This is a genomic window from Bradyrhizobium sp. UNPF46 (assembly GCF_006658625.1).
Classification (GTDB): Bacteria; Pseudomonadota; Alphaproteobacteria; order Rhizobiales; family Xanthobacteraceae; genus Bradyrhizobium; species Bradyrhizobium nitroreducens.
Genome location: NZ_LFJB01000075.1, coordinates 50,212 through 74,311, shown reverse-complemented (window position 1 = coordinate 74,311; position 24,100 = coordinate 50,212). Strand labels below are relative to the sequence as shown.

At 62.1% G+C, this 24,100-nt stretch carries 29 protein-coding genes and 2 pseudogenes; 19 read left to right on the top strand and 12 right to left on the bottom strand.

The genetic code is table 11. From position 1 onward, the window contains the following. Positions 1–156, bottom strand: a 156-nt coding sequence (locus UNPF46_RS38765; RefSeq protein WP_502705505.1) for a leucine zipper domain-containing protein, incomplete at its 3' end; no start/stop codon positions are given. Positions 157–278: 122 nt separating this feature from the next. Further along, positions 279–401, bottom strand: a complete 123-nt coding sequence (locus UNPF46_RS27525) for a hypothetical protein (RefSeq protein ID WP_347338557.1) — start codon at positions 399–401, stop codon at positions 279–281. Positions 402–1,009: 608 nt separating this feature from the next. Here UNPF46_RS27525 and UNPF46_RS27520 point away from each other — a divergent pair. The 3 genes and pseudogenes from UNPF46_RS27520 to UNPF46_RS27510 all read left to right on the top strand — a co-directional run bounded on the left by UNPF46_RS27520 (position 1,010) and on the right by UNPF46_RS27510 (position 3,374). Then, positions 1,010–1,198 (top strand): hypothetical protein, encoded by a 189-nt coding sequence (locus UNPF46_RS27520; RefSeq protein WP_142252083.1) that lies wholly within the window; start codon positions 1,010–1,012, stop codon positions 1,196–1,198. A gap of 63 nt (positions 1,199–1,261) precedes the next feature. Beyond that, positions 1,262–1,606: a response regulator gene (locus UNPF46_RS27515; RefSeq protein WP_100179105.1), complete on the top strand. Its 345-nt coding sequence runs from the start codon at positions 1,262–1,264 to the stop codon at positions 1,604–1,606. 237 nt (positions 1,607–1,843) lie between these two features. Beyond that, a pseudogene (locus tag UNPF46_RS27510) lies at positions 1,844–3,374 on the top strand (FAD-dependent monooxygenase). Here UNPF46_RS27510 and UNPF46_RS27505 read toward each other — a convergent pair. After that, positions 3,374–3,639: pseudogene (locus tag UNPF46_RS27505) on the bottom strand (transposase); the annotation flags it as partial. The pseudogenes UNPF46_RS27510 and UNPF46_RS27505 overlap by 1 nt on opposite strands. Before the next feature lie 148 nt (positions 3,640–3,787). On the opposite strand from UNPF46_RS27505, the gene UNPF46_RS27500 reads away from it, so the two are divergent. The 3 genes from UNPF46_RS27500 (at position 3,788) to UNPF46_RS27490 (ending at position 6,217) form a co-directional block, all read left to right on the top strand. Beyond that, entirely contained in the window at positions 3,788–5,488 is a 1,701-nt protein-coding gene (locus UNPF46_RS27500) for a recombinase family protein (protein ID WP_246668746.1), read from the top strand. A 319-nt stretch (positions 5,489–5,807) separates the two neighbouring features. Next, positions 5,808–6,008 (top strand): hypothetical protein, encoded by a 201-nt coding sequence (locus tag UNPF46_RS27495; protein ID WP_100175387.1) that lies wholly within the window; start codon positions 5,808–5,810, stop codon positions 6,006–6,008. Then, positions 6,005–6,217: a hypothetical protein gene (locus UNPF46_RS27490; RefSeq protein ID WP_100175388.1), complete on the top strand. Its 213-nt coding sequence runs from the start codon at positions 6,005–6,007 to the stop codon at positions 6,215–6,217. Before UNPF46_RS27495 ends, UNPF46_RS27490 begins: the two co-directional genes overlap by 4 nt. 103 nt (positions 6,218–6,320) lie before the next feature. Here the strand turns inward: UNPF46_RS27490 and UNPF46_RS27485 are convergent, their stop codons facing one another. Further along, a complete protein-coding gene (locus UNPF46_RS27485) occupies positions 6,321–6,569 on the bottom strand; it encodes a hypothetical protein (protein WP_142252082.1) in 249 nt (82 codons plus the stop codon). 352 nt (positions 6,570–6,921) lie between these two features. Here UNPF46_RS27485 and UNPF46_RS27480 point away from each other — a divergent pair, with 352 nt between their 5' ends. Continuing rightward, positions 6,922–7,692, top strand: a complete 771-nt coding sequence (locus tag UNPF46_RS27480) for an EAL domain-containing protein (protein ID WP_142252081.1) — start codon at positions 6,922–6,924, stop codon at positions 7,690–7,692. A gap of 233 nt (positions 7,693–7,925) precedes the next feature. Here the strand turns inward: UNPF46_RS27480 and UNPF46_RS27475 are convergent, their stop codons facing one another. Then, positions 7,926–8,153: a hypothetical protein gene (locus UNPF46_RS27475; protein WP_100180977.1), complete on the bottom strand. Its 228-nt coding sequence runs from the start codon at positions 8,151–8,153 to the stop codon at positions 7,926–7,928. On the opposite strand from UNPF46_RS27475, the gene UNPF46_RS27470 reads away from it, so the two are divergent. The 7 genes from UNPF46_RS27470 to UNPF46_RS27440 all read left to right on the top strand — a co-directional run bounded on the left by UNPF46_RS27470 (position 8,146) and on the right by UNPF46_RS27440 (position 13,646). Continuing rightward, on the top strand, positions 8,146–8,475 hold the full coding sequence (locus UNPF46_RS27470; protein ID WP_142252080.1) for a hypothetical protein: 330 nt from the start codon (positions 8,146–8,148) through the stop codon (positions 8,473–8,475). The two genes, UNPF46_RS27475 and UNPF46_RS27470, sit on opposite strands and share 8 nt — an antisense overlap. A 528-nt stretch (positions 8,476–9,003) precedes the next feature. Next, the gene (locus UNPF46_RS27465) at positions 9,004–9,324 is read left to right on the top strand and encodes a PepSY domain-containing protein (RefSeq protein ID WP_100180978.1); all 321 of its coding nucleotides are present in this window, start codon (positions 9,004–9,006) and stop codon (positions 9,322–9,324) included. 23 nt (positions 9,325–9,347) lie between these two features. Then, positions 9,348–9,974, top strand: a complete 627-nt coding sequence (locus tag UNPF46_RS27460) for a general stress protein (RefSeq protein WP_142252079.1) — start codon at positions 9,348–9,350, stop codon at positions 9,972–9,974. Positions 9,975–10,207: 233 nt separating this feature from the next. Next, positions 10,208–10,393 carry a hypothetical protein gene (locus UNPF46_RS27455; protein WP_100175394.1) on the top strand — a complete coding sequence of 62 codons (186 nt, stop codon included), beginning with the start codon at positions 10,208–10,210 and terminating at the stop codon, positions 10,391–10,393. 244 nt (positions 10,394–10,637) lie between these two features. Next, positions 10,638–11,924: an NRAMP family divalent metal transporter gene (locus UNPF46_RS27450; RefSeq protein WP_142252078.1), complete on the top strand. Its 1,287-nt coding sequence runs from the start codon at positions 10,638–10,640 to the stop codon at positions 11,922–11,924. Positions 11,925–12,121: 197 nt separating this feature from the next. After that, entirely contained in the window at positions 12,122–12,328 is a 207-nt protein-coding gene (locus tag UNPF46_RS37715) for a hypothetical protein (RefSeq protein WP_181770137.1), read from the top strand. A gap of 103 nt (positions 12,329–12,431) precedes the next feature. Further along, entirely contained in the window at positions 12,432–13,646 is a 1,215-nt protein-coding gene (locus UNPF46_RS27440; RefSeq protein WP_100175397.1) for a mandelate racemase/muconate lactonizing enzyme family protein, read from the top strand. Between the two features lie 4 nt (positions 13,647–13,650). On the opposite strand, the gene UNPF46_RS27435 is transcribed toward UNPF46_RS27440, so the two are convergent. Together UNPF46_RS27435 and rocF are read right to left on the bottom strand one after the other, a co-directional pair. Then, positions 13,651–13,935 (bottom strand): hypothetical protein, encoded by a 285-nt coding sequence (locus UNPF46_RS27435; protein ID WP_142252077.1) that lies wholly within the window; start codon positions 13,933–13,935, stop codon positions 13,651–13,653. Between the two features lie 188 nt (positions 13,936–14,123). Beyond that, positions 14,124–15,101 (bottom strand): arginase, encoded by a 978-nt coding sequence (gene rocF, locus UNPF46_RS27430; RefSeq protein WP_142252076.1) that lies wholly within the window; start codon positions 15,099–15,101, stop codon positions 14,124–14,126. Between the two features lie 249 nt (positions 15,102–15,350). On the opposite strand from rocF, the gene UNPF46_RS27425 reads away from it, so the two are divergent. After that, positions 15,351–15,611: a hypothetical protein gene (locus UNPF46_RS27425; RefSeq protein WP_100175400.1), complete on the top strand. Its 261-nt coding sequence runs from the start codon at positions 15,351–15,353 to the stop codon at positions 15,609–15,611. 283 nt (positions 15,612–15,894) lie between these two features. Here UNPF46_RS27425 and UNPF46_RS27420 read toward each other — a convergent pair whose 3' ends face one another. Next, positions 15,895–16,338 carry a hypothetical protein gene (locus UNPF46_RS27420; protein ID WP_349628181.1) on the bottom strand — a complete coding sequence of 148 codons (444 nt, stop codon included), beginning with the start codon at positions 16,336–16,338 and terminating at the stop codon, positions 15,895–15,897. Between the two features lie 642 nt (positions 16,339–16,980). Next, the gene (locus tag UNPF46_RS27405) at positions 16,981–17,346 is read right to left on the bottom strand and encodes a hypothetical protein (protein WP_142252074.1); all 366 of its coding nucleotides are present in this window, start codon (positions 17,344–17,346) and stop codon (positions 16,981–16,983) included. A 252-nt stretch (positions 17,347–17,598) separates the two neighbouring features. Between UNPF46_RS27405 and UNPF46_RS37710 the strand changes: the two genes are divergently transcribed. Continuing rightward, positions 17,599–17,772 (top strand): hypothetical protein, encoded by a 174-nt coding sequence (locus UNPF46_RS37710; protein ID WP_161497185.1) that lies wholly within the window; start codon positions 17,599–17,601, stop codon positions 17,770–17,772. A gap of 44 nt (positions 17,773–17,816) precedes the next feature. On the opposite strand, the gene UNPF46_RS27400 is transcribed toward UNPF46_RS37710, so the two are convergent. Then, on the bottom strand, positions 17,817–18,005 hold the full coding sequence (locus tag UNPF46_RS27400) for a DUF3606 domain-containing protein (RefSeq protein WP_100175404.1): 189 nt from the start codon (positions 18,003–18,005) through the stop codon (positions 17,817–17,819). A 372-nt stretch (positions 18,006–18,377) separates the two neighbouring features. Here UNPF46_RS27400 and UNPF46_RS27390 point away from each other — a divergent pair, with 372 nt between their 5' ends. The 3 genes from UNPF46_RS27390 (at position 18,378) to UNPF46_RS27380 (ending at position 20,064) form a co-directional block, all read left to right on the top strand. Then, the gene (locus tag UNPF46_RS27390) at positions 18,378–18,791 is read left to right on the top strand and encodes a hypothetical protein (protein WP_142252073.1); all 414 of its coding nucleotides are present in this window, start codon (positions 18,378–18,380) and stop codon (positions 18,789–18,791) included. A gap of 15 nt (positions 18,792–18,806) precedes the next feature. Beyond that, positions 18,807–19,472, top strand: coding sequence for an SOS response-associated peptidase (locus UNPF46_RS27385; protein ID WP_142252072.1), 666 nt, complete (start codon positions 18,807–18,809; stop codon positions 19,470–19,472). Between the two features lie 205 nt (positions 19,473–19,677). Next, a complete protein-coding gene (locus UNPF46_RS27380) occupies positions 19,678–20,064 on the top strand; it encodes a hypothetical protein (RefSeq protein ID WP_142252071.1) in 387 nt (128 codons plus the stop codon). 217 nt (positions 20,065–20,281) lie between these two features. Here the strand turns inward: UNPF46_RS27380 and UNPF46_RS27375 are convergent, their stop codons facing one another. Continuing rightward, positions 20,282–21,061, bottom strand: coding sequence for a hypothetical protein (locus UNPF46_RS27375; RefSeq protein ID WP_142252070.1), 780 nt, complete (start codon positions 21,059–21,061; stop codon positions 20,282–20,284). Between the two features lie 280 nt (positions 21,062–21,341). Continuing rightward, on the bottom strand, positions 21,342–24,086 hold the full coding sequence (locus UNPF46_RS27370) for an EAL domain-containing protein (protein ID WP_142252069.1): 2,745 nt from the start codon (positions 24,084–24,086) through the stop codon (positions 21,342–21,344). Between the last annotated feature and the right edge of the window lie 14 nt (positions 24,087–24,100).

The window sequence follows — 24,100 nt, the reverse complement described above, 5'->3', positions numbered from 1 at the left end:
AGGTCGCGACGAGCGGTCGAGCAAGCCATCCACACCTTCTGCGCGGAAGCGCTTGACCCATTTGGCGACGGTCTTCGGCGTCGTGTCCATCGAAACAAGAAGCCCGCGGCCGGGTGCTTCCCGCGCGGGTCGACTTAGACTTTTCGATGATGTCATTCTGCCAGTGTTCTGCCCGACGTGTCAAAGGAGCAATCTCAATTCGAAACGCCGGCATCTCAGGCCTTCGACCCGGCATCGCCCTCGACGGCGTCTTCCGGACGCACGATGACGCGCTCGACCTAGTGGATCGCTTCGCCGTCTTCGTTGTTCTCGACCGGCTGTGCGGCCTTGCCCCGGCCGCGATCGAGGATAGCGTTGGCCGCGGAGAGGCGCTCGGCCGGCGTCGCATCATCGCTGCGCATGATCCCGACGAGAACCCTGAGGGCCGTCCTTGTGTGGCCGCGCGCCAGCGATCGGATCTCGGTCAGGGTCCGTGCCGCGCCATTTTCCTAGCCGCGGACCGGGCGGACGGCCCGCCAACGAGCTCGCACTCGACATCCTCGCTCACGACACCATCTCCCACAGCACGATTGCGACGAGGCCCGCGAGGGCGAGCGATATCAGATAGGCTGTCATTATTCCCTCCAGAGAAAAGAAACGCGCGGCAGATCACGCAAGGCGAGGCGCGATCGTATCGGGCGCGAACCCTATCTCCGTGTTTCCGGAGACCGCAGCGGCGCTGGCAATTGGCCCCGGCGCCGCGGGCCGGCACGTTCGCGCGCGCACGGCCAGCAATGGTTCCGAAGGCGGCGCGCCGATCGGCGCTCCATGAACGCGCATCAAGCGAGTGCGTGGCCGCAATGCGCCGCCGCCGTCCGATCTCGAAATCGAGACGAGAAAACCCGCAGCGGAAGTTATCCGCGCGGGTGAACCAAACTCGTCTCGATGAGGTCATTCATGCCGGTGTTTTGCCCGACGTGTCAAACCAACGAATGCGCTCCAGCGAAGTTGGTCGATCGGGAGAACCGTCATGACACCCAGGCCATCTCGCAAGCCGCGCAACGAAGGCAAGCCGCACGCCGGCAAGGTGCGCAACAAGCAAGACACCGTCCTCGATGAGTCCCCCGAAACCGCAGACGGGGATCGCGACCTCGTGCGCGGCGAGGGCGGCACCATCGAGATTCCCACCAAGCCCGGCGATTTGTCGAAGGACGATTAGGCGCGCCGGAACTTACCCGACGGGGGCCGCGTTGATGTCATTGATGGAAGGAACGTTGGTGCGATGAAGCACACTGTGCTGGTTGTTGACGACGATCCCGCCGTCCTCGACGTGGTCGTGGACATGCTGGAGGATCTCGGCTGCGAGGTGGTCAGCGCCCACAGCGGCGAGGACGCGCTCGAAAGGCTCGGACAGAACCGGGACATCTCGATCCTCATCACCGACATCAACATGCCCGGCATGGATGGTCATGAGCTGGCCGAGCTGGCCAAGCGTGTCCGCCCGGAGCTGAAGATGCTGCAACTGTCCGGTCGCGAACCCCGGCGCGGCGGCCTGCCGATGATCAGGAAGCCGTTCTCGTTCGAGGAACTCGCCGAGATCCTCGAGCGCACCACAGGCATTCATTGACCATCGCGCCCATTGAAAAACCCGCAGCGGATGGCGTCCGCGCGGGCTGAACCGAACTCTTCTGATGATGGCAATATGCCGGTGTTTTGCCCGACGTGTCAACGCGGCGAACCCGGTCGAAGGAGTCCCTCCTCCCAGCTCAATATGTGGTGCGCAACGGGCTTGCTTCAAGTCCCCGCCCCTGCCGTAGAACCCCCGACCCAACGAACATCCAACGCCACCAGCCGAGGGGTCAATATGCCTGTCCTGCTTCCGACGTCCCGTTCACGCCGCCGCGCCCAGAGTGCCGACGCGCCGAACCAGACAATGACCGACCATGACGTCGTGATCGCCGGCGGCGGGCCGACCGGCCTGATGCTGGCCGCCGAGCTCGCGCTCGCCGATGTCGACGTTGCCGTGGTCGAGCGGCGCGCCGACCAGACGCTGGTCGAGACGCGCGCCGGGGGCCTGCATGCGCGCACCATCGAGGTCCTCGATCAGCGCGGCGTCGCGGACCGCTTCCTGCGCGAAGGAAAGATCGTCCAGCTCGCCGGCTTTGCCTGGACCAGGCTCGAGATCAGCGATCTCCCCACAAGGCACGCTTACGGACTCGCGCTGCGGCAGAACCATGTCGAGCGCATCCTGGCCGACTGGGCCGAAGAGCTCGCGGTCACGTTCTATCGCAATCGCGAGGTCACCGGCTTCGTGCAGGACGAGACCGGCGTCGATGTCTCGCTATCCGGCGGCGAGCGGTTGCGCACAAACTATCTCGTCGGCTGCGACGGCGGCCGCAGCCTGGTTCGCAAGACAGCCGGCATCGATTTCCCTGGTTCCTCACCGACACTCAGCAATCTCATGGCCGAGGTGGAGATGAGCGAGGAGCCGCAGCTCGGCCTGCGCCACGATGCGCTCGGCTTTCACGGCCTCAGCAAGACGGAGAGCGGACGCGTGCTGGTCGTGTTGACGGAAGCAACGCTCGCGCGAACCGGCGAGCCGACCTTGCGCGATCTCAGCGATGCTCTCGTCGCGGCCTACAGCACCGATTTCGGCGTGAAGAATCCCGCCTGGATCTCCCGCTTCACCGATGCGGCCCGGCAGGCCGGGTCCTATCGCAAGGGCCGCGTGCTGCTCGCCGGCGATGCCGCGCATATCCATCACTCCGTCGGCGGGCAGGGCCTCAACCTCGGTGTGCAGGACGCCGTCAATCTCGGCTGGAAGCTGGCGCAGGTGGTCAAAGGCATCTCGCCCGACAGCCTGCTCGACGGCTATCACGTCGAGCGCCACCCGGTGGCCGCCCGCGTCTTGAAGAACACCATGGCGCAGATCGCCCTGCTCCGCCGCGGCGACGATGGCCTCAAGGCGGCGCGCGACACCATTGCGGAGCTGCTTGCCATGGACGAGCCGCGCAAACGTTTTGGCGCCATGATGAGCGGCCTCGACATCGCCTACGATCTCGGCGAAGGCCACGCCCTGCTCGGCCGGCGCATGCCCGATCTCGAGCTGATGGTTGAAGGGCGGAAGCTGAGACTGTTCACGCTGCTGCATCGCGCGCGCGGCGTGATGCTCGCATTTCGAGCGAGGCGGCACCGATATCGCGCCCTGGAAACATCGCATCGATGTGGTCGACGCCAGCACGGTTGGCCCCTGGGAGCTGCCGGTGATCGGACAGGTCACCACGCTGGTCGCAGTGCTGGTGCGGCCGGATGGGCACGTGGCTTGGGCGGGAGACGAGAACCAATCCGGACTCGAGACCGCATTGACGCAGTGGTTCGGGCCGCCTGCTGCCTAAAGGTCGCTCTGCCGGAAGCGGCCATGCCTGTTCTTGGAGAATGTCGAGTGACCCCGCACCGCCCCATCCAGACCGAGCCAGCAGAACCACCGATTGGCCAAATTGAGATGAACCTCATCGCATCAGAAAGATGCCAGCGCCTGCTGACCCTTTCAAGGTCGACAAATCTATCGATCGACCAGAGCAAGTGGTCAGTGGGAATATGCCTTTCGAGCGAGAACTCATAGAACAACGCAGCCTGTTCGACTTGTCGATGCCCCGTCATGATCTTCAGTCCTGCCAATTAGACAGACTGAATCATTGATCCCTCTGCGCCGCAACAGCCGCCCTTCTTCAACAGAATCGGCCACAAGCGGAACTGCTGCGTCATTCTCTGCGAAGGACAGGAAGATCGACAGCTAAGTAAGACAGGAGTGCTGATTGTATTTCAGCTCGGCCCGGTTACATTTTTCATTCAAACAATGAGCGACTGGTGTTTGGAAGGCGCGGTCACGGCCATGTCGAAAGCTCTCATTGCACACAAATGTCGTTCGCTTCGCCCGCAAGACAAGCGTCGCGCAGCGCAATACGTTCGGATGTCCACAGACCATCAGCAATACTCGATCGAAAATCAGGCGGCGGTTATCGCCGCGTACGCAGAACTTCACAATTTAGAGATTGTCCGCACGTATCGCGACGCGGGCGAGAGCGGACTAACAATCAGAAACAGACAAGGAATAACCAAACTAATTGATGATGTCAGTTCTCTTCAGGCGGACTTTGGGCATTTGCTGATCTTCGACGTCAGCCGCTGGGGCCGCTTTCAAGACGTCGACGAGAGCGCGCACTACGAGTTCATCTGCCGGAAAGCAGGTGTTAAAGTTACGTATTGTGCGGAACAGTTCGACAATGACGGCAGCTTACTCTCCAGCATCGTGAAGAATATCAAAAGAATTATGGCGGCTGAGTTCAGCCGGGAGCTTTCCGCGAAAGTTCACGCGGCGTCTGTCCGTCTTTCGAGGAAAGGCTTCAAAGTGGGCGGTCGAGCGCCCTTTGGGTTAGAACGACAGGTTGTGGACGACGAGTGCCGTTGGAAAGGAACGTTAGAAGCGGGTGAGCACAAATTTCTCTCGACAGATCGGGTGAGGCTGGCTCCTGGACCAGACGAAAAGGTCGAGGTCGTCCGATGGATCTTCAATCGATATCTCGACGGGGCGTTTCAAGAAGAAATCGCCCGTGAGCTTAACAAGCGGGGCGTCTTGACCAACAGGGGAGGACCGTGGACGCAGAGCTCGATCAGCGCACTTCTGCGTCGAGAAGCCTACATTGGCAACGTGGTGTATAATAGGCTCTCGCGGAAGCTCGGAGCTAAGAGGACCACCAATCCTAAGGAGGTCTGGGTTAGGAGCGAGGGCGCCATTGAACCGATTATTGATCACATTGTCTTTAGAAGGGTGAGCAACGCTCTAGAACAACGTTGCGTCAAAATATCGGAAGAAGAAATGCTGGTGCGCCTTCGAAAACTTCTCATGAAGAAAGGGAAGTTGAGCGCGCCTATTATTGACGCTGCCCCGGGCCTTCCGTCTATGGCGACCTATCTAAAGCACTTCGGCACTCTGCGGAATCTCTACCGCATGATCGGCTATGCCGGCAATAAGAGTTACTGGGCCAAACTTGATAGGCGCAAAAGGTTGGTAGAGATTCAGCGAGGAAATGCAGCACTGCTACAAAGAGTCCTTGAGCAATCCGGGCGGAATGCCACCTTTGACTTGTCGACTGAGTGTCTCCGAGTCGATGACGCCGTGAATATCTGCTTTCGAGTATCCGCTTGCAGACGATATGTCAGAAATCCGCCAAAGTGGAAGCTCGTTCGCCGCGTAAGGTGGCCCCCAGGATGGGTTGTGGCGCTGCGACTTGCGGAGGATAATGACGCTATTCTGGATTACGTCGTGATGCCATCAACTTCGTTGTCATTTCATGGCCAGGTGTTCTGGTTCGCCGAGGCATCCTTTCTCTCTCATATGATTAAACAATTTGATTCTTTTAGGGATGTGTCTCAGTTCGTTGTCGAACGTGTTCTGACCGAAGTAACACGTGGCAAGAGACCTAGCCTTCAGCCCATGATCAGCCGGTGAGCGCGTGCCGATCGGCGCGGCACTCGCGAGATTCCGCTACTATTGACCCGCCAAGCGGTCCCCTCAGCGACTGCCGTCACCTCTCTCAGGATGCCGGTGCGCTTTCGAGGGTTAACTATTGCGTCGCATTCAATTGAGTAAGTCGCTCAAAAAGCTCAGGAAGAGCGCTCGGAATTAGATCCCCGCAGCCTATCAAAAGATACAGACTCTCGGTCGCGGCGGGCGTAGGGTTTATACGTCACCGCAAGGCACCTGGCACAAGATCGGTGATGAGAACGCGACCAGCGCTCCCGCCCTCCTCCAACGAGGGAGCAACGCCATGCTGAGGCGGCGTCGTTTCAAACAGACCACAACACTCAACGAAAGACTCGCCGACGAAGCCGCACGCTGCCGCGACGAAGCGCGTGCGATCGCGCCGGGGCGCCGCCGCGAGATGCTGCTGCGCCGCGCGCGGCAGGACGAGACCGCCATGCAGATCGATGCCTGGCTGCGCTCGCCCGGCCTGAGGGCTCCGACATGACGCTACAATATCGCGCTTATCTCGTCGGCGAGAACGGCGTCTTTCGTTCCGCCGAACCGTTCGAGGCTTCGTCCGATTCGTCCGCTCTCGGCTTCGCACGACAGTTCACGCGGCACGGCAAGGTCGAGGTCTGGCAGCTCGGCCGGAAGGTCGCCGTGCTGGACCCCGAGCAGCCGCTGCCGACTTCTGACGCATCAATGATCGTGTGATTGAGGTCGCGACGCGCGCATCACGGCTTCGAGCCCGAACGTCACCTGCATCACGGGACCGGAGGCGTCGCGTGCCATGAGCGCGCCAGCTCAGGCGGCCGCCCTACTCCTCGGCGAGCTTGCACGCGATATAGGCGTCCACCGTCTCGGCGAACGAGCGCTGCACGCCGACCGCCACACCATGCTGGTCGAGCGCGTCGCGCTGGAGCACGCGCAGGCCGCGCCCCCGCGCGCTGACCGGCGCCGTGTTCAGATATTGATCGATGGCGCCTTTGGCGAGCGGGATGGCCTTGGGATCGCCCCTGGCGATCAGGAGCCTGAGCAGGCTCTGGCATTCGGCCAAACCTGGCATGGGTTCAGCCTCTCTACCTTTGCTGCGATTTCGGCTTCGGCCGCTTCACCGGCTGGGTGTGGGTGCCGAACAGCGCCAGCAGGAACGCGATTTCTTCCTTCGAACCGATCTGGATCATGAGTGTCTCTCCTCTTCGCTCCGTTGGTCGGAACCGGGCGCGAGGGAGTTCAGGACAATCGGGTTTCAGCTCTGTTTCAGCAATGTTTCGTCGCGCCGAAACGCCGATCACCAGCCGGCTTGTGTGCACAATTGAACCCGAGCGCACCCGGCCGCGGCGGCCTCCCCGCTTCGCTGTTCCTTAACCGCTGCGCCATAACGTCCACCTCTCCGAGGGCTGCGGGAGTTTGGCAAAATGGTCGTGAAGTGTGCGGGATGTGCCGACGGAAAGGAGTTGCCGTTCGCATTCAAGATGGCGTTCCAGCCAATCGTCGACGTCGCCGAGAACAGGATCTGGGGCTATGAAGCACTGGTGCGCGGCCCGAACGGCGAGAACGCCCACAGCGTCCTCAGCCAGCTCACCGACGATCAGCTCTACCGCTTCGACCAGGCCGCCCGCGTCATGGCGATCGAAACCGCAGGCAAGCTGTTTGCCGATCCGCGCGCGCGCCTCTCGATCAATTTCATGCCGAACGCCGTGTACGAGCCGCGCGCCTGCATCCAGAAATCGCTCGAGGCCGCGCGTCGGGCGAATTTCCCCGCGTCCAATCTGATGTTCGAGTTCACCGAGAACGAGCGGATGAGCGATCCCACGCATGTCGAAAACATCGTGCGCGCCTACAAGGCCCTCGGCTTCTGGACCGCGCTGGACGATTTCGGCGCCGGCTATGCCGGCCTCGGCCTGCTTGCCCGGCTGCAGCCGAATCTCATCAAGATCGACATGGAGCTGCTGCGCGACATCCATCTCAGTCACCCCAAGCAGGTCATCGTATCGGGCGTGGCGGCCATGGCGCGCGAACTCGATATCACGGTCTTGGCCGAGGGCGTCGAGAACGAGGCCGAGCTCGCGGTTCTCAGGGCCGCCGGCATCGCGCTGTTCCAGGGTTATCATTTCGCCAAGCCCGGCCTGATGTCGCTGCCGGCGGTGCGGGGGCTTGGACGGATCGACGTATCCCTCGCCGGTTGAGGGCTGCTTGCCAGATTTTCCTCAAGGCCGGTTCATGACCGAAAGCCCGCGCGGATTGCTCCACGCGGGCTTTTGCTTGCCGCTTGCGCGGACTTTCCACGAAAACCCGACGCCGTGAGTCCACGGCGCCGGGGCCTTGCCTCAGTGCATGTGGCCGATCAGATAAACGCCGCCACCGAGAACGATCACGGCCGGGACGGCCCAAAGCAAAAGTACAGGCATCGCCATTCTCCTCAGTTCGACGTGCAAACCTTGACGGTCTTCATGCCCGCCTCGGCTTCAGTCCTGGTCTTGTAGACGGTGTCGCCGCTGACGACGGTGGTTTCCGTAGTCGTCGGCTTCGCCTCCGTGATGGTGCATTTCTTGGTCTTGACGTCCTGCACCACGTAGAACGACTGCGCGAATGCGGGAGCCGCGACCGACGTCAGAACGGCAGCGGCAATGATGGTCTTGATGTTCATCGTGTCCTCCTCCAGCAGCCCGGTCATCCGGGTCTGTCTGTTTCAAACATCGAAAATTGCCACTTGTTCCCGGTCGAGAACGAACCAACTCGCGCCGCCCGCGTTGATGCGGAAACCGGAGGCTTCGATGCTGGATTTGAGACTCGTGGCGACTTCGCTGGCGATGCTGATTGCACTGCTGTCCGCGGCTCTGGCCGATCCCGCCAAGGATCAAGCTCAGCCCGCTGCTCAAGGCGCCGCAGAAGCGCGCCCGATCCGAGTCATCCTTCCCGCGCCTTGGGAGCCTGCCACGAAGCAAGCCCAAGCGCAGTCCGTGAAGTGACGCGCCTCTCAGTCTTTCGTGCCGCATCGATTGATGCGTCGGCAAAATAGACTACGTCTGCGCTGTCCTGCGGCTCCGTTCGGCTCAGCGGCGCTACCGCCAGGTCTCTTCCCTGCACGTGTCGCACCGGTAGACCAGGATCTGCCTGTCCTGCTTCACGTCGAGCACCGAGGTGACGAAGCGCGATGGCGTGTGGCAGCCGGGGCAGGAAGGCCCCGTCTGTGGAGGTCGCTGTACGAGACGCTCTGCCTGGCTTTTGTCGGTCATGGCGGTCCACGGAAAACACCTGGTTCCTAAGTACCAAAGTGAACAATTGTTCCTAACCCCGCGGTCCGAACAAGAACGCGGTCGTGAGCTCTTCAAACACGCGCGAGCTCGCGCGCCTTCGATACGTTCGTTGACCGAGCTTGCATCGATGCAAGGAGCGAACGCGAAGACAGCTGCGGCACTCGGAAGCTTCGAACGCGAGCAACCAATTCGAGTCTCACCTGTTGTCGCCGACACATTCACTTGCCGGAGGACAGAAAAATGCGACGTCTCACTCTACTCGCCACGACCATGTTGCTGCTCGCAGCGGTGCCTGCGGGCGCGCAGCCGCAGCCTGCGCAAAGCGGGCCGGGCAACAACGCCGTCAACAGCTCGGACCGGAACAATTCCAACAAACCGGTCGCCGGCCGCAACAGCTTTACCGAAGGCCAGGCGAAGTCGAAGATCGAAGAGGCGGGATATTCCAACGTCTCCGGCCTGAAGAAGGACGACCAGGGCGTCTGGCGCGGCAAGGCCGACAAGGCCGGCACCAAGACCGACGTCAGCCTGGACTTCCAGGGCAACGTCAACCCCGCGAAGTAACGAACCAATCAGGAGACCAAGCAATGACCGTCACCATCTCTCGCCTTTACGACAATTACGCCGATGCCGAGCGCGCCGTGACCCGTCTCGAAGCAGCCGGCGTGCCGCACTCCGACATCAGCATCGTCGCCAACAATTCCGACAATTGGTACGGCTCTCGCTCCGGCAAGGTCGACCGCGATCGCGACGGCGTCGATGATCGCGCCGAGGGCGCCGGAACCGGTGCCGGCATCGGTGCCGGCCTCGGCGGCGCGGCCGGTCTGCTTGCCGGCCTCGGCCTGCTAGCGATCCCCGGCCTCGGGCCGGTCGTCGCGGCGGGTTGGCTCGCTTCAATGGCCGTCGGTGCGGCGGCCGGCGCGGCCACGGGCGGCATCATCGGCGCGCTGACGGAAGCGGGCGTTTCCAGGGAAGACGCCTCGCGCTATGCCGAAGGCGTTCGCCGCGGCGGCACGCTGGTGACCGCGCGGGTGCCCGACCAGGACCGCGCCCGCCTCGATGCGCTGCTCAACGAGCGCGCCGTGAACCTGCAGGAGCGCAGCGCGGCCTGGCAGCAGAGCGGCTGGACCGACTTCGATGCGGCAAGCCCGCCGCTGTCGCCGGAGGACGTCGGCCGCGAGCGCGAGCTCTACGGCGCCGGCACGCGGCGCTGATCGATCAAGCTCCAACACGGCAAAGGCCCCGCAATGCGGGGCCTTTTTGCTGTCGAAGGCCGGTCACCATCGCGATCGCCGGCACCCGCTCATGATGTCATCCTGCCGGTGTTTTGCCCGACAGGTCAAACTTTATCTTAAATGCAGCAAAGCGGATTCGGCGAAACGAAATCTCTTCGCGCCATGCTGGGACACCTGCATGGACGCCAATCGGAAGGTTCGGAGAGACGCCAATGTACTACGTCGCCGCTGCATTGCTGGTGCTGTCGGGATTGTTCTACTCGGCGAGCCATCACGAGCTTGGACAGTTCGGCGCGGACGTCTGCACATACGGCAACACGTTCTGCGACAATCCCGTGGTGCTCTTCACCGGCGCCGCGCTGGCCGCCGCCTGGGGCATGTTCGTCAGCATCAAGTAACGAGGCGGCGCACGCCTTCCACCCGAAATCCAGCCAGCCGACGCGGGCGGACTCCGCGGATGGCCTTAAGGTGCCGGATGTCTTGAGATGATATACCGGGATGGTGACACTCTACCGGTGTTTTGCCCGGCAGTCAAGCTGAATTAGCCTTTTCAGAAATTGCGGACCTCTCGCGCCGCATGGAACTTACGTTCCCTTGCTGGCATTTGCTATGACAACGCGCCCCCGACCGAGGTCCCCTTCGATGAGCGACAGCGCCCTCACTCCGACGAAATCCTCGCCGACGCTTCTGCAAAGGCTGGGGCCGGGCCTGATCACGGGCGCTGCCGACGACGATCCGTCGGGCATTGCCACCTATTCGCAGGCCGGCGCGCAATTCGGCTACGGGCTGTTGTGGACGGTGTTTCTCACCACGCCGTTCATGATCGCCATCCAGCTCGTCAGCGCGCAGATCGGCCGCGTCACCGGCAAGGGGCTCGCCGCCAATGTCATGAAGATCGCGCCGCGATGGGCGGTGCTGGGCCTCGTCGCCATGCTGGTGGCGGCGAACACGTTCAACATCGCCGCCGACATTGCCGCGATGGCCGAGGCGCTCTCGCTCGTGATCGGCGGGCTCAACCACGAGCACGCGCTGATCTTCGCGGCGGGCTCGACCCTGCTCCAGGTATTTCTGCCCTATCGCCGCTATTCGCCGGTTCTGAAATTCCTCACTTTGGCGCTGTTCGCCTATGTCGCGACCGCCTTCACCGTCAAGATCCCGTGGAGCACGGCGCTCCTCGCCGCGGTTTGGCCGAAGGCCGACGTCAACGCCGACTATCTCATGATGGTCGTGGCCGTGCTCGGCACCACCATCAGCCCGTATCTGTTCTTCTGGCAGGCCTCGCAGGAGGTCGAGGAGATGAACCAGGGCAGGCGCGACAAGCCGCTGCGCGAGCTCAAGCGCGGCGGCGGCCGCGAGCTCGACCGCATCAGGACCGACACCTTCTCGGGCATGCTGCTCTCGAACGGCATCGCCTTCTTCATCATCCTGACCACGGCCTCCGTGCTGCATGCGAACGGCGTCACCAGGATCAATTCGGCGACCGAGGCGGCCGAAGCGCTGCGGCCGCTCGCCGGGGACTTCACCTTCGCGCTGTTTGCGACCGGCATCATCGGCACGGGACTGCTCGCGATCCCGGTGCTGGCGGGCTCGGCCGCCTATGGCGTTGCGGAGATCTTCGGCTGGCGGGCGACGCTGGAGGCCAAGCCGGGCGAGGCGGTCGGCTTCTACACCATCATCGCCGCCGCAACCATCATCGGCTTCGGCCTCGGCTTCACCGGGATCGACTCCATCCACATGCTGGTGTGGAGCGCGGTGCTCAATGGCATCGTCGCGGTCCCGATCATGGCGATGATGATGCTGATCGTCTCGAGCCGCGCGATCATGGACCGCTTCAGGGCCCGGTCATGGCTGATCGCTCTGGGCTGGCTCGGCACCGCGCTGATGGCGCTGGCCGTCCTTGCTCTGCTCGGCTCGTCGCTGATCGGCTGAAGCTAGACCGGCGACAGCGCCGCCGAAATCTGCGAGGCGATGATGAAGGCGGCGAACACGGCCGGCACGCTGATGAACCGCAAGAACTGATCTATCGAAAGCATCTGCCTCCCCCAAAAGACAAGAAGCGTCCTCGCCCGCCGCGCTATTCCACCCCTTGCGCGACGTGCTGCTCCGACGTCAGAATCCGATCGGAAATGACGGCCCCACTCATCGTGAGCAACGCCAGAATCGAAATCGTGGCCAGAAATTTCATGGCCGGAACGTCGTCTCCGATTGTGGCCAAAAGCGTCAGAACCTGGCGCGTTTTCGCGACGATCCCGGGAAAGATCGTGATTATTAACAGCGGATTCTACGGGGTTTTCCCGCCCGAAAGCGCCAAAACCAACGCCTGGGCGGCTTGAGGCGGGCTTCCCGCCACTCCAGTGTTGGCCTAACAATTGCCGCCAGGCCGGCTCGCGATCGGACCACAACAAGAACAACGCCGGGCCGGCGACAGGGAGCGACATGATCCAATCGTCAAAAGCAACAAGCCTCGAAATCCTCGCCTGCGATGCCGGCTGGAGAAACTACCATTTCGTCAAGCTGACGACTGAGGACGGCATCGTCGGCTGGAGCGAGTTCGACGAGGGTTTTGGCTCGCCCGGCGTCGGGGCTGCCATCCAGCGCCTCTCGGCTCGCGTCATCGGGCAGAACGTCTTCCAGCACGAGCGCATCCATGCGGAATTGTTCGCGGCGACGCGTCCCGCCGCCGGTGGCGTGGTCGCGCAAGCGTTAGGTGCGATCGAGAACGCGCTGCTTGATGCCAAGGCGAAGTGTCTCGGCGTGCCCTGTTACGAGCTGCTCGGCGGCAAGCTGCGCGACCGTATCAGGGTCTACTGGTCGCATTGCGCCACATGGCGCATCAATCACCCGTCCTGGTACAAGCCGCCGATCGAAGACCTCGACGGCGTCAAGGCGATGGGCCGCGAGGTGCGCGAGAAGAAGTTCACCGCACTCAAGACCAACATCTTTTCCTATGACGACGGCAGACCGACCGGCTGGCGCCCCGGCTTCGGCTCGCCCTTCGCGCCCGAGATCAACGTGGACCGCAAGATCCTGCGCGACCTGCACATGCACCTGGAAGCGATCCGCGACGGTGCCGGCCCCGACGTCGACATCCTCCTGGACTGCAACTTCAACGCCAAGACCGAAGGCTACTTAAGGATCCTGCGCACCATTGCCGATATCGACATGTTCTGGGTCGAGATCGACAGCTTCAACCCGGACGCCCTCGGCTATATCCGCAGACAAAGCCCGCATCCGATCTCCTCCTGCGAGACGCTGCTCTCCTTGCGCGAATTCCTGCCCTATTTCCAGGCGCAGGCCATGGACGTCGCGATCATCGACACGCCATGGAACGGCGTCTGGCAATCGATGAAGATCGCAGCCGCCGCGGAAGCCTTCGAGGTCAACGTCGCCCCGCACAATTTCTACGGCCATCTCTGCTCGATGACGAACGCCCATTTCTGCGCCGCCGTTCCGAACCTGCGCATCATGGAAATCGATATCGATCGTCTCGCCTGGGACCGCGAGCTCTTCACGCACGAGCCGGAGATCGAGAACGGCTATCTGGTCGTGCCGAACCGGCCCGGCTGGGGCACCGAACCGAACGAGGATGCCTTGCGCGCGCATCCGCCGAAGACGAGCGGGGGACTGTTGAACTACGGTCGCAAGAGCTGAGCGATCACGGCGTCACGGGATTGATGGCCGGGGACGTCTTGGGCCCCGGCCGCGCCGGCTCGATCGGTGATTTCGGTTTGGTCGGAAGCACCTCGGCACCAGCGGCCCGTGCCGCTTCTCCCGTCGTCGCATACATCGCCACATGCGCCGGCTGAGTCTTGGCGCGGCTCCAGGGACCGTGATCGACGATCAGCATTGCTGCAATCGTCACGCCTGCCACGATGAGCGCAATCACGCCGGGATGGCGGAGCGCGGTGGAGATAGAGCTCGCGAAACGACCACATGTCATCGAAGGATCCGCTATTGTCCGACTGCAGGTTAACTCAAAAGCGCCCCTCCCGGTTCCCTGCATCCTTCCAGCAAGTTCCGGGCCAAACTGGGCGCACCTTCTCTTCTGCAGCAACAAAGGCGCCCGCACCAGGAACAGCACGCCTCCAACCATTGCCCTCGTAGCGCACTGAGTGCCGTACGCGAGATCTACTCGCCCGGAGCGATCGCGTTGCTCGGCGTCGGCCGGTCGGTGATCTGCTGGCCGAACAGGCTGCCGATCAGTTCGACGGCGGTGCGCGCCGTCCGGCCCCGTTCGTCAAGGAAGGGATTGAGCTCGACGATGTCGACCGACCCGACCACGCCGGAATCGTGCAGCAGTTCCATGATCAGATGCGCCTCGCGATAGGTCGCACCACCCGGCACCGTGGTGCCGACGCCCGGCGCCACGCATGGATCGAGAAAATCGACGTCGAAGCTGACATGCAGCACGCCGTTGCAAGCCTTGACCCGCTCGATGACGCGCCGGATCAACACGGCGACGCCGAACTCGTCGATCTGGCGCATGTCGACGACCCTGATGCGGCGGGCGCGCATCAGCTCCTTTTCCAGCTTGTCGATCGAACGCGCGCCGAACAGATCGAGCTTGTCCGGAGCGATTGACGCGCGCGGATCGTCGCCGAGCAAGCCGTCGAGGCCGGGCTCGCCGCACAGGAACGCGGCCGACATGCCGTGCATGTTGGCGGTGATCGTCGTCTCCGGCGTGTTGTAGTCGGCATGGGCGTCGAGCCAGAGCACGAACAGCTCCCGGCCGCGCTCCTGCCAATGACGCGCCATCGCGTTGACCGATCCCATGGACAACGTGTGATCGCCGCCGAGAAAGATCGGCAGCGCGCCGGTTTTCGCGATCTCATAGCCTCGTTGGCTCAGAATGCGGGACCAGCGCTGGATCTCGCGGTAGTGATTGGCTCTTGCGGGCACCCTGTCGGTGAGGTCCCCGACCTCGGCCACGGAAAGATCGCCATAGTCGACGACCTCGAAATCCAGACTTTCGAGCAATGTGGCAAGGCCCGCGGTCCGCAGCGCCGCAGGGCCCATCAAGGTGCCGCGCTGCGATGCCCCCATGTCGATGGGAGCGCCGAGCAAAGCGATGCGCCGGGCGCGATCCGTCATGGTTCGATCGGTCACGGCGGCCTCCTGACATCGACAAGGTTGAGCCAGCCTAGCAGAGATTCGCACCCGTCGTTTCACGGGGGCCGTCGCTTGCCAGGAACAAAAGCCCGTGCCCTGAATTGCCCATCCAAGGCCGGCACCCGCCGTTAAATGACGGCGCCTGTCGCGGATAGCCAAAGGTCGTCAGACCCGCTGTTCAAAACGAGCGCTCGCGCGGATAGCCAAAGGTGCCGGTCTTCATCATCAGGTCTGGAGGTCACGCGCTTGAGCACGGAGATACCGCAATCCACCTCGCAACCCGGCATGGCAGAACGCGCCATCGACACGGCGGCGGATGTCTCCCGCACGATCGGTGAAGTCGCCGGAGGCCTGCACGCGGCCGTCGACCGTCTGACTTCGACCATCGAGCAATCGCGCAAGCCCGGCGGAACTCTCGCGACGGTCGCAGCGATCACGCGCGAAGCACCGCTCGCCAGCCTGTTCGTCGCCTTCCTGTTCGGTGTCGCGGTCGCGCGACGGCGGTAGCTTCTCGGCGACCGCCCTCTCGGTGAGACCGTCGGAATGTCTCAGAAATAAGGAAGCCCGCGGCGTCCCCGCGGGCTTTCCCTGTTCAAGTGTTGGATACTCGACTTAATACCCGCAAGTTGCGTCGCTCCTCGCTGTCCGGTGAGACCGCTTTGGGCGGGCGGGTCCAGCCCAGCAGGAGAGCTCTCCGGCTGATAGGCAAGCGCCTCCGCGATCCACTTCGGCCATTTCGGCTCTGGACCCGGCGCGGCACGCGGTTGCAGCAGCTTCTGAAGTATGTCGCTCATGCCTGCTCCTGTGAATTCAGCCAACGCTCTTCATAGGCTGCTTCGGAATCGCATATCGCGCCGAGGCTCCCGAGAACGCTGATCGGCACGCGCTGTGCGCTCTCCTCGATCTGCGCTTCCATGATCACGTTGTCGCCGGGATGAACGATAACCCGCTCGATGCGGTGAACAAACTCCACGGGCTTCCCGTCTTCGCCGACAATCGGCTGCAACGCCTTGCCCCAGCCGCGATCGAAAATGAGGCTCGCTGCGGCGACGCGGGCATGGGCCGGCGCTTCCTTGTCGCGCATGATCTGCACGAGAGTTCGCATGGCGAGGGCGGTATGCGTTCGGGCCAAGGACTTGATTTCGGTCAACGTGCGTTGCTTCACCGCTCGGCGGGCGGCTGCCCTCGCAAGTGCGTTCTGGGACAGCAGGTTGACATTCACTGGGTCAGTCATCTGGAAATTTCCTTCAAATCACTTATTTTGTTTCAGGACCGAGACGCAAAAAACCCGCGGCGGAAATCTCCGGCGCGGGCGCAAAATAAGACTCGTCTCGATGATGCTATTCTGCCGGTGTTTTGCCCGACGTGTCAAACAATCTTCGGCTGCGGAGGGCTAGGCATCGGAAGTCCATATTCTAGTGCACGCTCTGCCGCGAGCTTGCGATATGATTCCGCTTGCGTCAGCAATTGCTTTTTGAACTGGCCATCGCTCTCGTCGGCTGCCAGGCTTTCGAGCTGCACCGCTCGTTCCAGATATTCAGTCAGTAGCTTCATATAGCGGCTAAGTTGCCTTAAGGAGACTTCTGAGCGAAGCAGGCGGGCCGGCGGCCGGTCTACTCAACCACTCGCTCATCTCCAACGCTTTTTCTGCTTGATATACACGCTTCATCAGAAGTTCGCGTTCCGTCCCAGGGGGCAATTGATCCGCCGCCGCGCGAAATCTGGCGGCTTCCTCGAGTAGACGATCCCTGAACGTTTTTGTCTGTCTGACGCGACGCCGAGTTTTGACCATGCACCCACTCCAATGATGCACTTACAATGCACTCAAACGCGCTGGGAGGAACGGGGGTTCCAAAAAGGGAACGCCCGCGGAAGGCTAGATGCAAGGGCCAGACGACACCACGCTCAAGGGGAGCGGTAGTTGCAGCGCAACAGGCCGGGTGGCATTTGCTTCCACGAAAGCCTGGAGAGCCGGCGTATTTGCAGCATCGGCCTCAGCCAGCTCATCTGCAATCTCGCTGGTCGCATCGCGTGCATGGCCCTCGATCGCATTGAAGACCACGATCCGCACGGGATAAGTGTATTGGCCGGAGAGCAGATCGCGAAGGATGGTGTCGCGGTCGGTATCTTGCTCGTCGGTCTCGCGCCAAGCGCAGCCGGCGCGCGCGCCAAAATCCTCGAGCACCAGATAAATGTCCCGATCGAGGCGGTCGGCCGGCACGATCGAAGGCGATGGACGCATACGCTTACTCCGAAACTACGCAAATGCGGAGAGACGGCCCCGGCATCGCAGGGGGCTGGGGGTATGGCCGGGGCCGCTCCGCCAGCTCGGCGGCGAGCCAGCACCGACTCAAAGCCGCGGCGATTGCCGCAGTTCCTTAGGTGAGAAGATTCTTAATGGCACCCCGGCTAGACCAGCCAGAGTTTATCTATCGGAGCTTCGTGGACGCGCTCGCCGTCAGCATCGGTGACCGTCGTGCATCGAAAGATAAACTTGGAAAAACTGTTCACTCTGGTACTTAAGAACCTCGCAACAGAGCGAGGTGATTTGATGTTGGGAATGACCCTGATCATGGCCATCATCGGCACCGTGCTGATCGGTGGCACCGTTGTTATCTTCGAGTGGCGAGCGCTGCTTGGATGCTGGCCTCTCAAGACCAGGCGCTGACCTCGCAAGGTCAGCCCGGGCCTTCTTCAGCCTCAAGCCGGAACTCAACGCCCCTTCAGCTTCCACTCGACCTTCTTGCGGCTGCTGCCCACTTTCTTGACCGCCTTCTTCACGGCAGAGGCGGAGCGGCCTGTCTTCTTTGCTTCGTAGGCGACTTCGTATTTCTGTCCGCCCGCCACGCGCGCGCGGTCCTGTTTGCGACCGCGGGCGGTCTGCTTCTTCGCTTTAGCCATGTTGCACCTCCATGCGATGCTAAAACGCCAGAGGATTCAGTTGGTTCCTAATCCCTCTCTGCGAGAGCCGGCGAGCGCGGAACGAATCTGCCCACAAAGATTCGAATCCAACAATTTGCTGCGTGGAGTTTGTTTTGTGGCGTCCCATCTTCAAAGGAAGTCCCCGGCGATCGGCCTCAAGGCGCCCTTGCCGGGTTTTGTTGAGCCGGCCTTGGCGTCCTCCGTCGAGAGGGTGCCATCTAGCGAGCGAGAGCCGACGGGCACTGACGAACCAGTTTTCCACACCCACGAGGAGCAGTGGTTGATCGGCTCCCTCACCCACTAGGAATCGACAATTTGCCAACGTTGTTGGCGCATGGCTTTGATGAGCGGATGTCCACGAAGTCGCGAGAATACCCCTTCGGCACGCAGATCAAAGTGTCAGCCGAGCGCGCGAGAGACGCACGCAAGGAAGCCGACAGGCTGGCCTGTCAGGCGTGGAATGATCGCATGCTTGGCTATAAGGGACCTGCGCAGCCGTCGCCAACGATCGGCGATGCCATCAACGCGGGATACTCATATCTTGAGGTGCGTTGCCTTGGCTGCGATACCAATCAGACGGTTGCGCTGGACATTATTCGACGTGCGAAGACAACGCCCATCCACGAACTCGAGCGCTACATGCGCTGCAAAGACTGCTCGCAAGTGCGCGGCTACCCTTACAAGCGCAGCACGCTTGTGGCGCTGAGACCGACAAAGATTTCGGCCGCTCATCCGCCGTCCGTCTGGTGGCCGGGCGAGCGTTGAGGCACAATCCATCTTATGTGCAATCTCTATTCGATCACGACAAACCAGCAGGCCATCGCCGAGCTCTTCCGCATCGTCCGCCGGTACGAAGGCAATTTGGCGCCGATGCCCGGCGTCTTTCCCGACTACCCGGCTCCCGTCATCCGCGAGTCAGGCGACGAACGAGAAATGGCGATGATGCGCTGGGGCATGCCACCGCCGCCGCGCACCGGCGGCCCGCCCGTGACGAACATCCGCAATACCGCCTCGCCGCACTGGCGAGCCTGGCTCAAGCCGGAGCACCGCTGCCTCGTCCCCGCCAACAGCTTTGCCGAGTATGCCCCGGAGCCGAACCCGGAGACGAAAAAGAAGGATATCGTGTGGTTCGCGCTGGCGGAGGCGCGACCGCTGTTCGCATTCGCCGGCATCTGGACAACGTTCAACGGCGATCGCGGCACGAAGTCGAAGCCCATTCCAGGGCCGCATCAGGTCTATGGGTTGCTTACGACGAGCCCAAACGCGGTCGTCGAGCCGATTCATCCAAAGGCGATGCCGGTGATCCTGACTTCGCCCGAGGAGAAGGACACCTGGTTGCGTGCGCCGTGGGACGAAGCAAAGTCCCTGCAGCGTCCGCTCCCTGACAAGGACCTAGAGATTGTCGCCCGTGGGAGTGACAAGGAGGACCCCGGAGGGCAGTCCTAAACGATCTACTCATATCTCCGCTATGTCCGCTTATGTCCCTGTAACGGCACCAGAGAGCGGCAATGCGTGAGGTCCGAAACGGGCCAGAAGCTGACGTCGAAGCTCTCGACACGCGAATTTACGTCAGGTTAAGACTTCCGTCTGCTTCTACTAAAGCGTGTTATCCTTTAGGCATGAGAAGGATCTGATCCGGTAGAGAGTCGTAATGTTTGCTACAATTCTACTCTGCAATGCAGCAGGCTTTGTTGTCGCTGTTTTGTGTTTTGCATACTTCTTCCCGCGTCGTGTCGCGTGGGGCTGGGGATTGGCTGCCTTGGCTAACATTCCGGGTTTAATGTTCCTTGCCTATCTACTTGAAAAGCACGGCGACTTTTACGTCTTCATTGTTTTGGGACTAAGTGTATTTATCGGTCTCGGCGGTTTCGGAATTGGTGCAATCGTCGGGATGATTATCGCGTCAAACCGACCGCGCAATGAGCGAGAGACCGTAGATTGGCACGATCCCGAAGTAGAGCCGCGTTCAGAGCCCGTTCGCAGATCACTGCGACTAAAGGCAAGAGCGGCCAGCTGGCGTACGAGGCTCGAGCGGTGATGTTGGTCGCCCGCTTCGGGTCATGAGCGCCGTTCGGCGGGTCCGCCGGTTGCTTCCGGTCTACCTCCATGAGCCGACCACCGGGAACGCCGCCTGGACTTCGCATTCGGGTCAAACTGAGAAGTCCGGGCGCTCAGCCGGCAGGTCGGCTTTACCTCCAACTCCAGACAAACCGCTGCATCGGACTAACTGACGCGATGGGCCAATAGGCGACGTCTCAGCGCGTTGCGGGGAAGCCGGGAGCCTTCGGAAGTTGATGCGGCTCTTCCGGCACATGAAACTCGTTCTCGCCGTAAGACGACTGATGCTGCATCCGCCGATCAAAAAACATCCAAGCTGGACTTTCTGACCATTCGCCCCCGAAATGTGCCTTGAGCGTCGCTGGAGCGACCTTCTCAAGAAGATCTTCGGGGGGGCGATTCGTCGCTTCCGCCACGGCCGAGACGATGCGCGGTCTTTCAGTTTCGCTTATGCCATCAAAATAGGGATTGTCATCGAAGCTGAACCCTCGCCATGTCTGCGGTTCGTCAGCACTGTCCAAAAAGTAGCCATCATATCTGGCCCTATCGACCCCGGTTCGGTCTCGACTTATCCCAACGCAGAGCTGGGCGATGTCCAGCTTCTTATGTTCTTTCATCGCAGTCTTGAACGCATCGTCGATTGGGCCAGCTTTGAGGCCGCTATCCCACGGTTCGGCATCCTGCCCTCCAGCGAACTCTCTTACCGCAGCTCGGCAAAGACCCGCATAGACAACAACAAGTCGATTATCGCTCAAGCGAAACGGTAGGACGGAACCGATTTCTTGCCTGCAAACACCACCCGTACTGATCCGATTGTTCTGCAACTCGCCAGTTGCCGACGAGGAGTATTTTTCGCCTTTGACTTCAATCGTGACATTCAAACGATATGCAAAACGAACACCGCAGAAGGGATTGAGCGAAAATCGAGGCTGGTCTTTCTCGTAAGCAATGGCAAGCGCTGCAATCGCGCCGACCAAGACGAGGCAAACTACCTTCCCCGGAGAGGGTCGGAACATTTTATCAGCCTGAACATACGACTCTGCCACAAACATACTGCACGCAAAAATTGATGTTGCGTGAAATGCATCCCTTCCATGGCTTGGATGTCCCGTTTGGGTCAAGCGCGGCCCTGCGCAGCTTCAAGACACGTTTCCGCTCAGCTCTCCAAAGCAGACAATGCCGCGCCCATCCGCCGTTTCGCATCTGCGCGTTCAATTTGCGCTGCGACCGCGCGGGGGAGCAAGAAATTCCGCACGCTCAGGCCGCGCTGACAGCCCCGAGCTCGGCCGCCAGGAATTGCGTTTCAAATGCCTGCGCCGGCATCGGACGGCCGAAGAAATATCCCTGCCCTTCCTCGCATCCCATGCTGACCAGGAAATCGGCCGTGGCGCGGTCCTCGATGCCTTCAGCCACGACGGTGAGGCCAAGCTGCTTGCTGAGGCCGATCGTCGAGCTGACGATGGCAGCATCGTCGGAATTGGCCAGAAGACCGAAGACGAACGAACGGTCGATCTTGAGCCCGTCGAGCGGAAACTTCTTGAGATAGCTCAGGCTCGCATAGCCGGTACCGAAATCATCGAACAGGACGCGCACGCCGAGCTGCTGGATGCGCTTGAACATGTCGAGCACGCGGCTCTCGTCATTGAGCAGGATGTCTTCAGTCACCTCGATCTCGAGCAGCGACGGCGTCAGGCCGGTCGTGTCGAGCAGCGACGCGATCGACTGCGCGAGATCGCCGGATTGAAGCTGCGAGGGCGAGAGATTGATCGCGACCCGCACGTTGCTGCCGGACAACTCCCACGCGCGCGCCTGACGGCAGGCGGTCTCCATCACCCAGTTCGCGATCCGCTCGGACAGAGCCGAGCTGTTGACCACGGGCATGAACTCTCCTGGGGAGACATAGCCGCGCACCGGATGTCGCCAACGGATGAGCGCTTCGGCCCCGACCAGGCGACCGTCGATCAGGCGGACCTGGGGCTGGTAGAACAGTTCGAACTCGCCCCGATCCGCCGCGAGCGCCAGCTCGCTCTCCAGCGTCAGCCGGTTCTCCAGCTCCTGCCTGATCGCGGCCTCGAACAGCACATGGCTGCCCCGCCGCGTCGCCTTGGCACGGCTCAGCGCAAGATGGCCGTTGCTCAGGAGGTCGTCGGCGACGTGTCCGCCTTCGGGATAGACTGCAACTCCGATGCTGATCCTGACGCGGTGCTGCCGCGTGCCCGTCGCAAGCGGCGCTTCGAACGCCTGCGCGATCCGGTCGGCGAACGCTGCGATCGGCTCGCCGGCCTCTGCACAGTCAAGCGCGATGGCGAATTCGTCGCCACTGAGCCGGGCAACGACCGCCTTGCCATCGACTTCGATCCGGAGACGCTCAGCGACGGCCCGCAGCACGAGGTCGCCGGCTGCATGCCCAAGCATGTCGTTGATCTGCTGGAAGCCGTCGAGCCCGATCACGAGCAACGCGACCTCGCGAAGCTGTCGCTCTGCGTCCGCAATCATGCCCACCAGCCTGGCATGCAGCGTGTTGCGATTGGCAAGACCGGTCAGCGCGTCGTGTTCGGCAAGAAATTTGACGCGCTCGGCTTCGCGCTTGCGGACCGAGATATCGCGCAGGATCGCGCCGTATTGAAAGCCATCCGTTCCCTGCCAGCCCGAAAAGCTCGCCTCGACGGGGAAGGTTTCGCCATTCTTGCGCCGGCCCTCGAACTCGACGACGACCGCCCCGCCCGGAACGAGCAGCGCCTGGCGCGCGGCATCGTGCATGGATGGTCTCGTGTCGCCCTCCGCCGCCGCCACGGCGCACAGCGTTTCGAACGGACGGCCGATCATCTCGGCTGGTGTGTAGCCGAAGATCGCGCTGGCACCGGGATTCCAAACCGTAATGCGGTGATTCTCGTCGGTGCAGACGAGACCATCGCCGAGCGACATCGCGATCCGGTGAAAGCGGCTCTCGGCGATGCGTCCGAGGAGACCACGAAAATCGATCTCGTCCAGCGCAATCGCGGTCAGATAGGCGACAATGGCAATGTGCAACAGCGATGTGTCAATGACGAGGGACCATCTTGCCTGCACGAGCGCCGCGGTCAGCTCGATAGCCGCCCCGGCGCCGACGAGGACCGCGACGCGGATGCCCGGTGCAAGGCGGCGCCACGAATACATCATCAAGAGGCAGATCACGGCCAGGCCCAGGATCATGCCGAGATCGGAGGTCCAGCGCAGCGTCCGGCCCTGAAGGATCGATTCCGCGGCCAATGCCTGGAGCACCGGCCCCGAGACGATCTTGCCGTTGGGAATGCTGAAGCGGTCGCCGAGCTCGAGCGCGGTGGCGCCGACGATGATCTTCTTGTCTCTCAGCCTGTCGAGAGCATCGGTATTGCCGCGCAGGACGTCGACATAGGAGACAACAGGAATGGAGGCCGCACGAATGCTGAAATCAATCAGGAACGGCGGCCGCCGATTGGCGTCCTTCCCGGCGAGCACGACGGCCATCGAGGGCATCACGGCATCGCCGAGCTTCTCGCCGAACGGATAGCGGCGGACGAGCCCGTCGGATTCGACGGCGACGTTCACGACGGCCGGCCAGGACTGGTTGCTGAAGGGCTTCAAGGGGCGATTGATGTAGGCTGGGCCACCATTCGACGTCGGTTGCTTGAAGGACGGCAGGATGGTCGAGCCGCCGACCTCGCGAAGGGCCTTGACGAAGGCCTCGTCGGAAGCGGTATCCGACGGCGTGCTGAAATCGACGTCGAAGGCGATGTCGCCCGCTCCCGCCGCCGCAAGTCCCTGCAACAGCTCGGCGTGCAGTCGGCGCGGCCAGGGCCACACCCCGATCTGTTCGATGGACGGCGCGTCGATTGCCACCACGACGACGTCGCCGCGGGCCTCACGCGATTGCCAGGCGAACCGCAGATCGGTGAGCGCGTTGCGAAGCGCACCATGCCATCCCGTGGACAGCACGATCGCAAGGGCGATCACGACTAGGATATGCGGCCGATAGCGTCTCACTCCGATCCTCCCGC

Coding starts and splice junctions, on each gene's coding strand:
- UNPF46_RS27520 (WP_142252083.1), top strand. CDS start 1,010: ATGACACCCAGGCCATCTCGCAAGCCGCGCAACGAAGGCAAGCCGCAC.
- UNPF46_RS27495 (WP_100175387.1), top strand. CDS start 5,808: ATGCTGAGGCGGCGTCGTTTCAAACAGACCACAACACTCAACGAAAGA.
- UNPF46_RS27440 (WP_100175397.1), top strand. CDS start 12,432: ATGATCCAATCGTCAAAAGCAACAAGCCTCGAAATCCTCGCCTGCGAT.
- UNPF46_RS27385 (WP_142252072.1), top strand. CDS start 18,807: ATGTGCAATCTCTATTCGATCACGACAAACCAGCAGGCCATCGCCGAG.
- UNPF46_RS37715 (WP_181770137.1), top strand. CDS start 12,122: ATGACGGCCCCACTCATCGTGAGCAACGCCAGAATCGAAATCGTGGCC.
- UNPF46_RS27380 (WP_142252071.1), top strand. CDS start 19,678: ATGTTTGCTACAATTCTACTCTGCAATGCAGCAGGCTTTGTTGTCGCT.
- UNPF46_RS27490 (WP_100175388.1), top strand. CDS start 6,005: ATGACGCTACAATATCGCGCTTATCTCGTCGGCGAGAACGGCGTCTTT.
- UNPF46_RS27405 (WP_142252074.1), bottom strand. CDS start 17,346: ATGCGTCCATCGCCTTCGATCGTGCCGGCCGACCGCCTCGATCGGGAC.
- UNPF46_RS27455 (WP_100175394.1), top strand. CDS start 10,208: ATGTACTACGTCGCCGCTGCATTGCTGGTGCTGTCGGGATTGTTCTAC.
- UNPF46_RS27475 (WP_100180977.1), bottom strand. CDS start 8,153: ATGAACATCAAGACCATCATTGCCGCTGCCGTTCTGACGTCGGTCGCG.
- UNPF46_RS27525 (WP_347338557.1), bottom strand. CDS start 401: ATGCGCAGCGATGATGCGACGCCGGCCGAGCGCCTCTCCGCGGCCAAC.
- UNPF46_RS27470 (WP_142252080.1), top strand. CDS start 8,146: ATGTTCATCGTGTCCTCCTCCAGCAGCCCGGTCATCCGGGTCTGTCTG.
- UNPF46_RS27515 (WP_100179105.1), top strand. CDS start 1,262: ATGAAGCACACTGTGCTGGTTGTTGACGACGATCCCGCCGTCCTCGAC.
- UNPF46_RS27465 (WP_100180978.1), top strand. CDS start 9,004: ATGCGACGTCTCACTCTACTCGCCACGACCATGTTGCTGCTCGCAGCG.
- UNPF46_RS27400 (WP_100175404.1), bottom strand. CDS start 18,005: ATGGCTAAAGCGAAGAAGCAGACCGCCCGCGGTCGCAAACAGGACCGC.
- UNPF46_RS27460 (WP_142252079.1), top strand. CDS start 9,348: ATGACCGTCACCATCTCTCGCCTTTACGACAATTACGCCGATGCCGAG.
- UNPF46_RS27435 (WP_142252077.1), bottom strand. CDS start 13,935: ATGACATGTGGTCGTTTCGCGAGCTCTATCTCCACCGCGCTCCGCCAT.
- UNPF46_RS27390 (WP_142252073.1), top strand. CDS start 18,378: ATGTCCACGAAGTCGCGAGAATACCCCTTCGGCACGCAGATCAAAGTG.
- UNPF46_RS27485 (WP_142252082.1), bottom strand. CDS start 6,569: ATGCCAGGTTTGGCCGAATGCCAGAGCCTGCTCAGGCTCCTGATCGCC.
- UNPF46_RS27420 (WP_349628181.1), bottom strand. CDS start 16,338: ATGACTGACCCAGTGAATGTCAACCTGCTGTCCCAGAACGCACTTGCG.
- UNPF46_RS27480 (WP_142252081.1), top strand. CDS start 6,922: ATGGTCGTGAAGTGTGCGGGATGTGCCGACGGAAAGGAGTTGCCGTTC.
- UNPF46_RS27450 (WP_142252078.1), top strand. CDS start 10,638: ATGAGCGACAGCGCCCTCACTCCGACGAAATCCTCGCCGACGCTTCTG.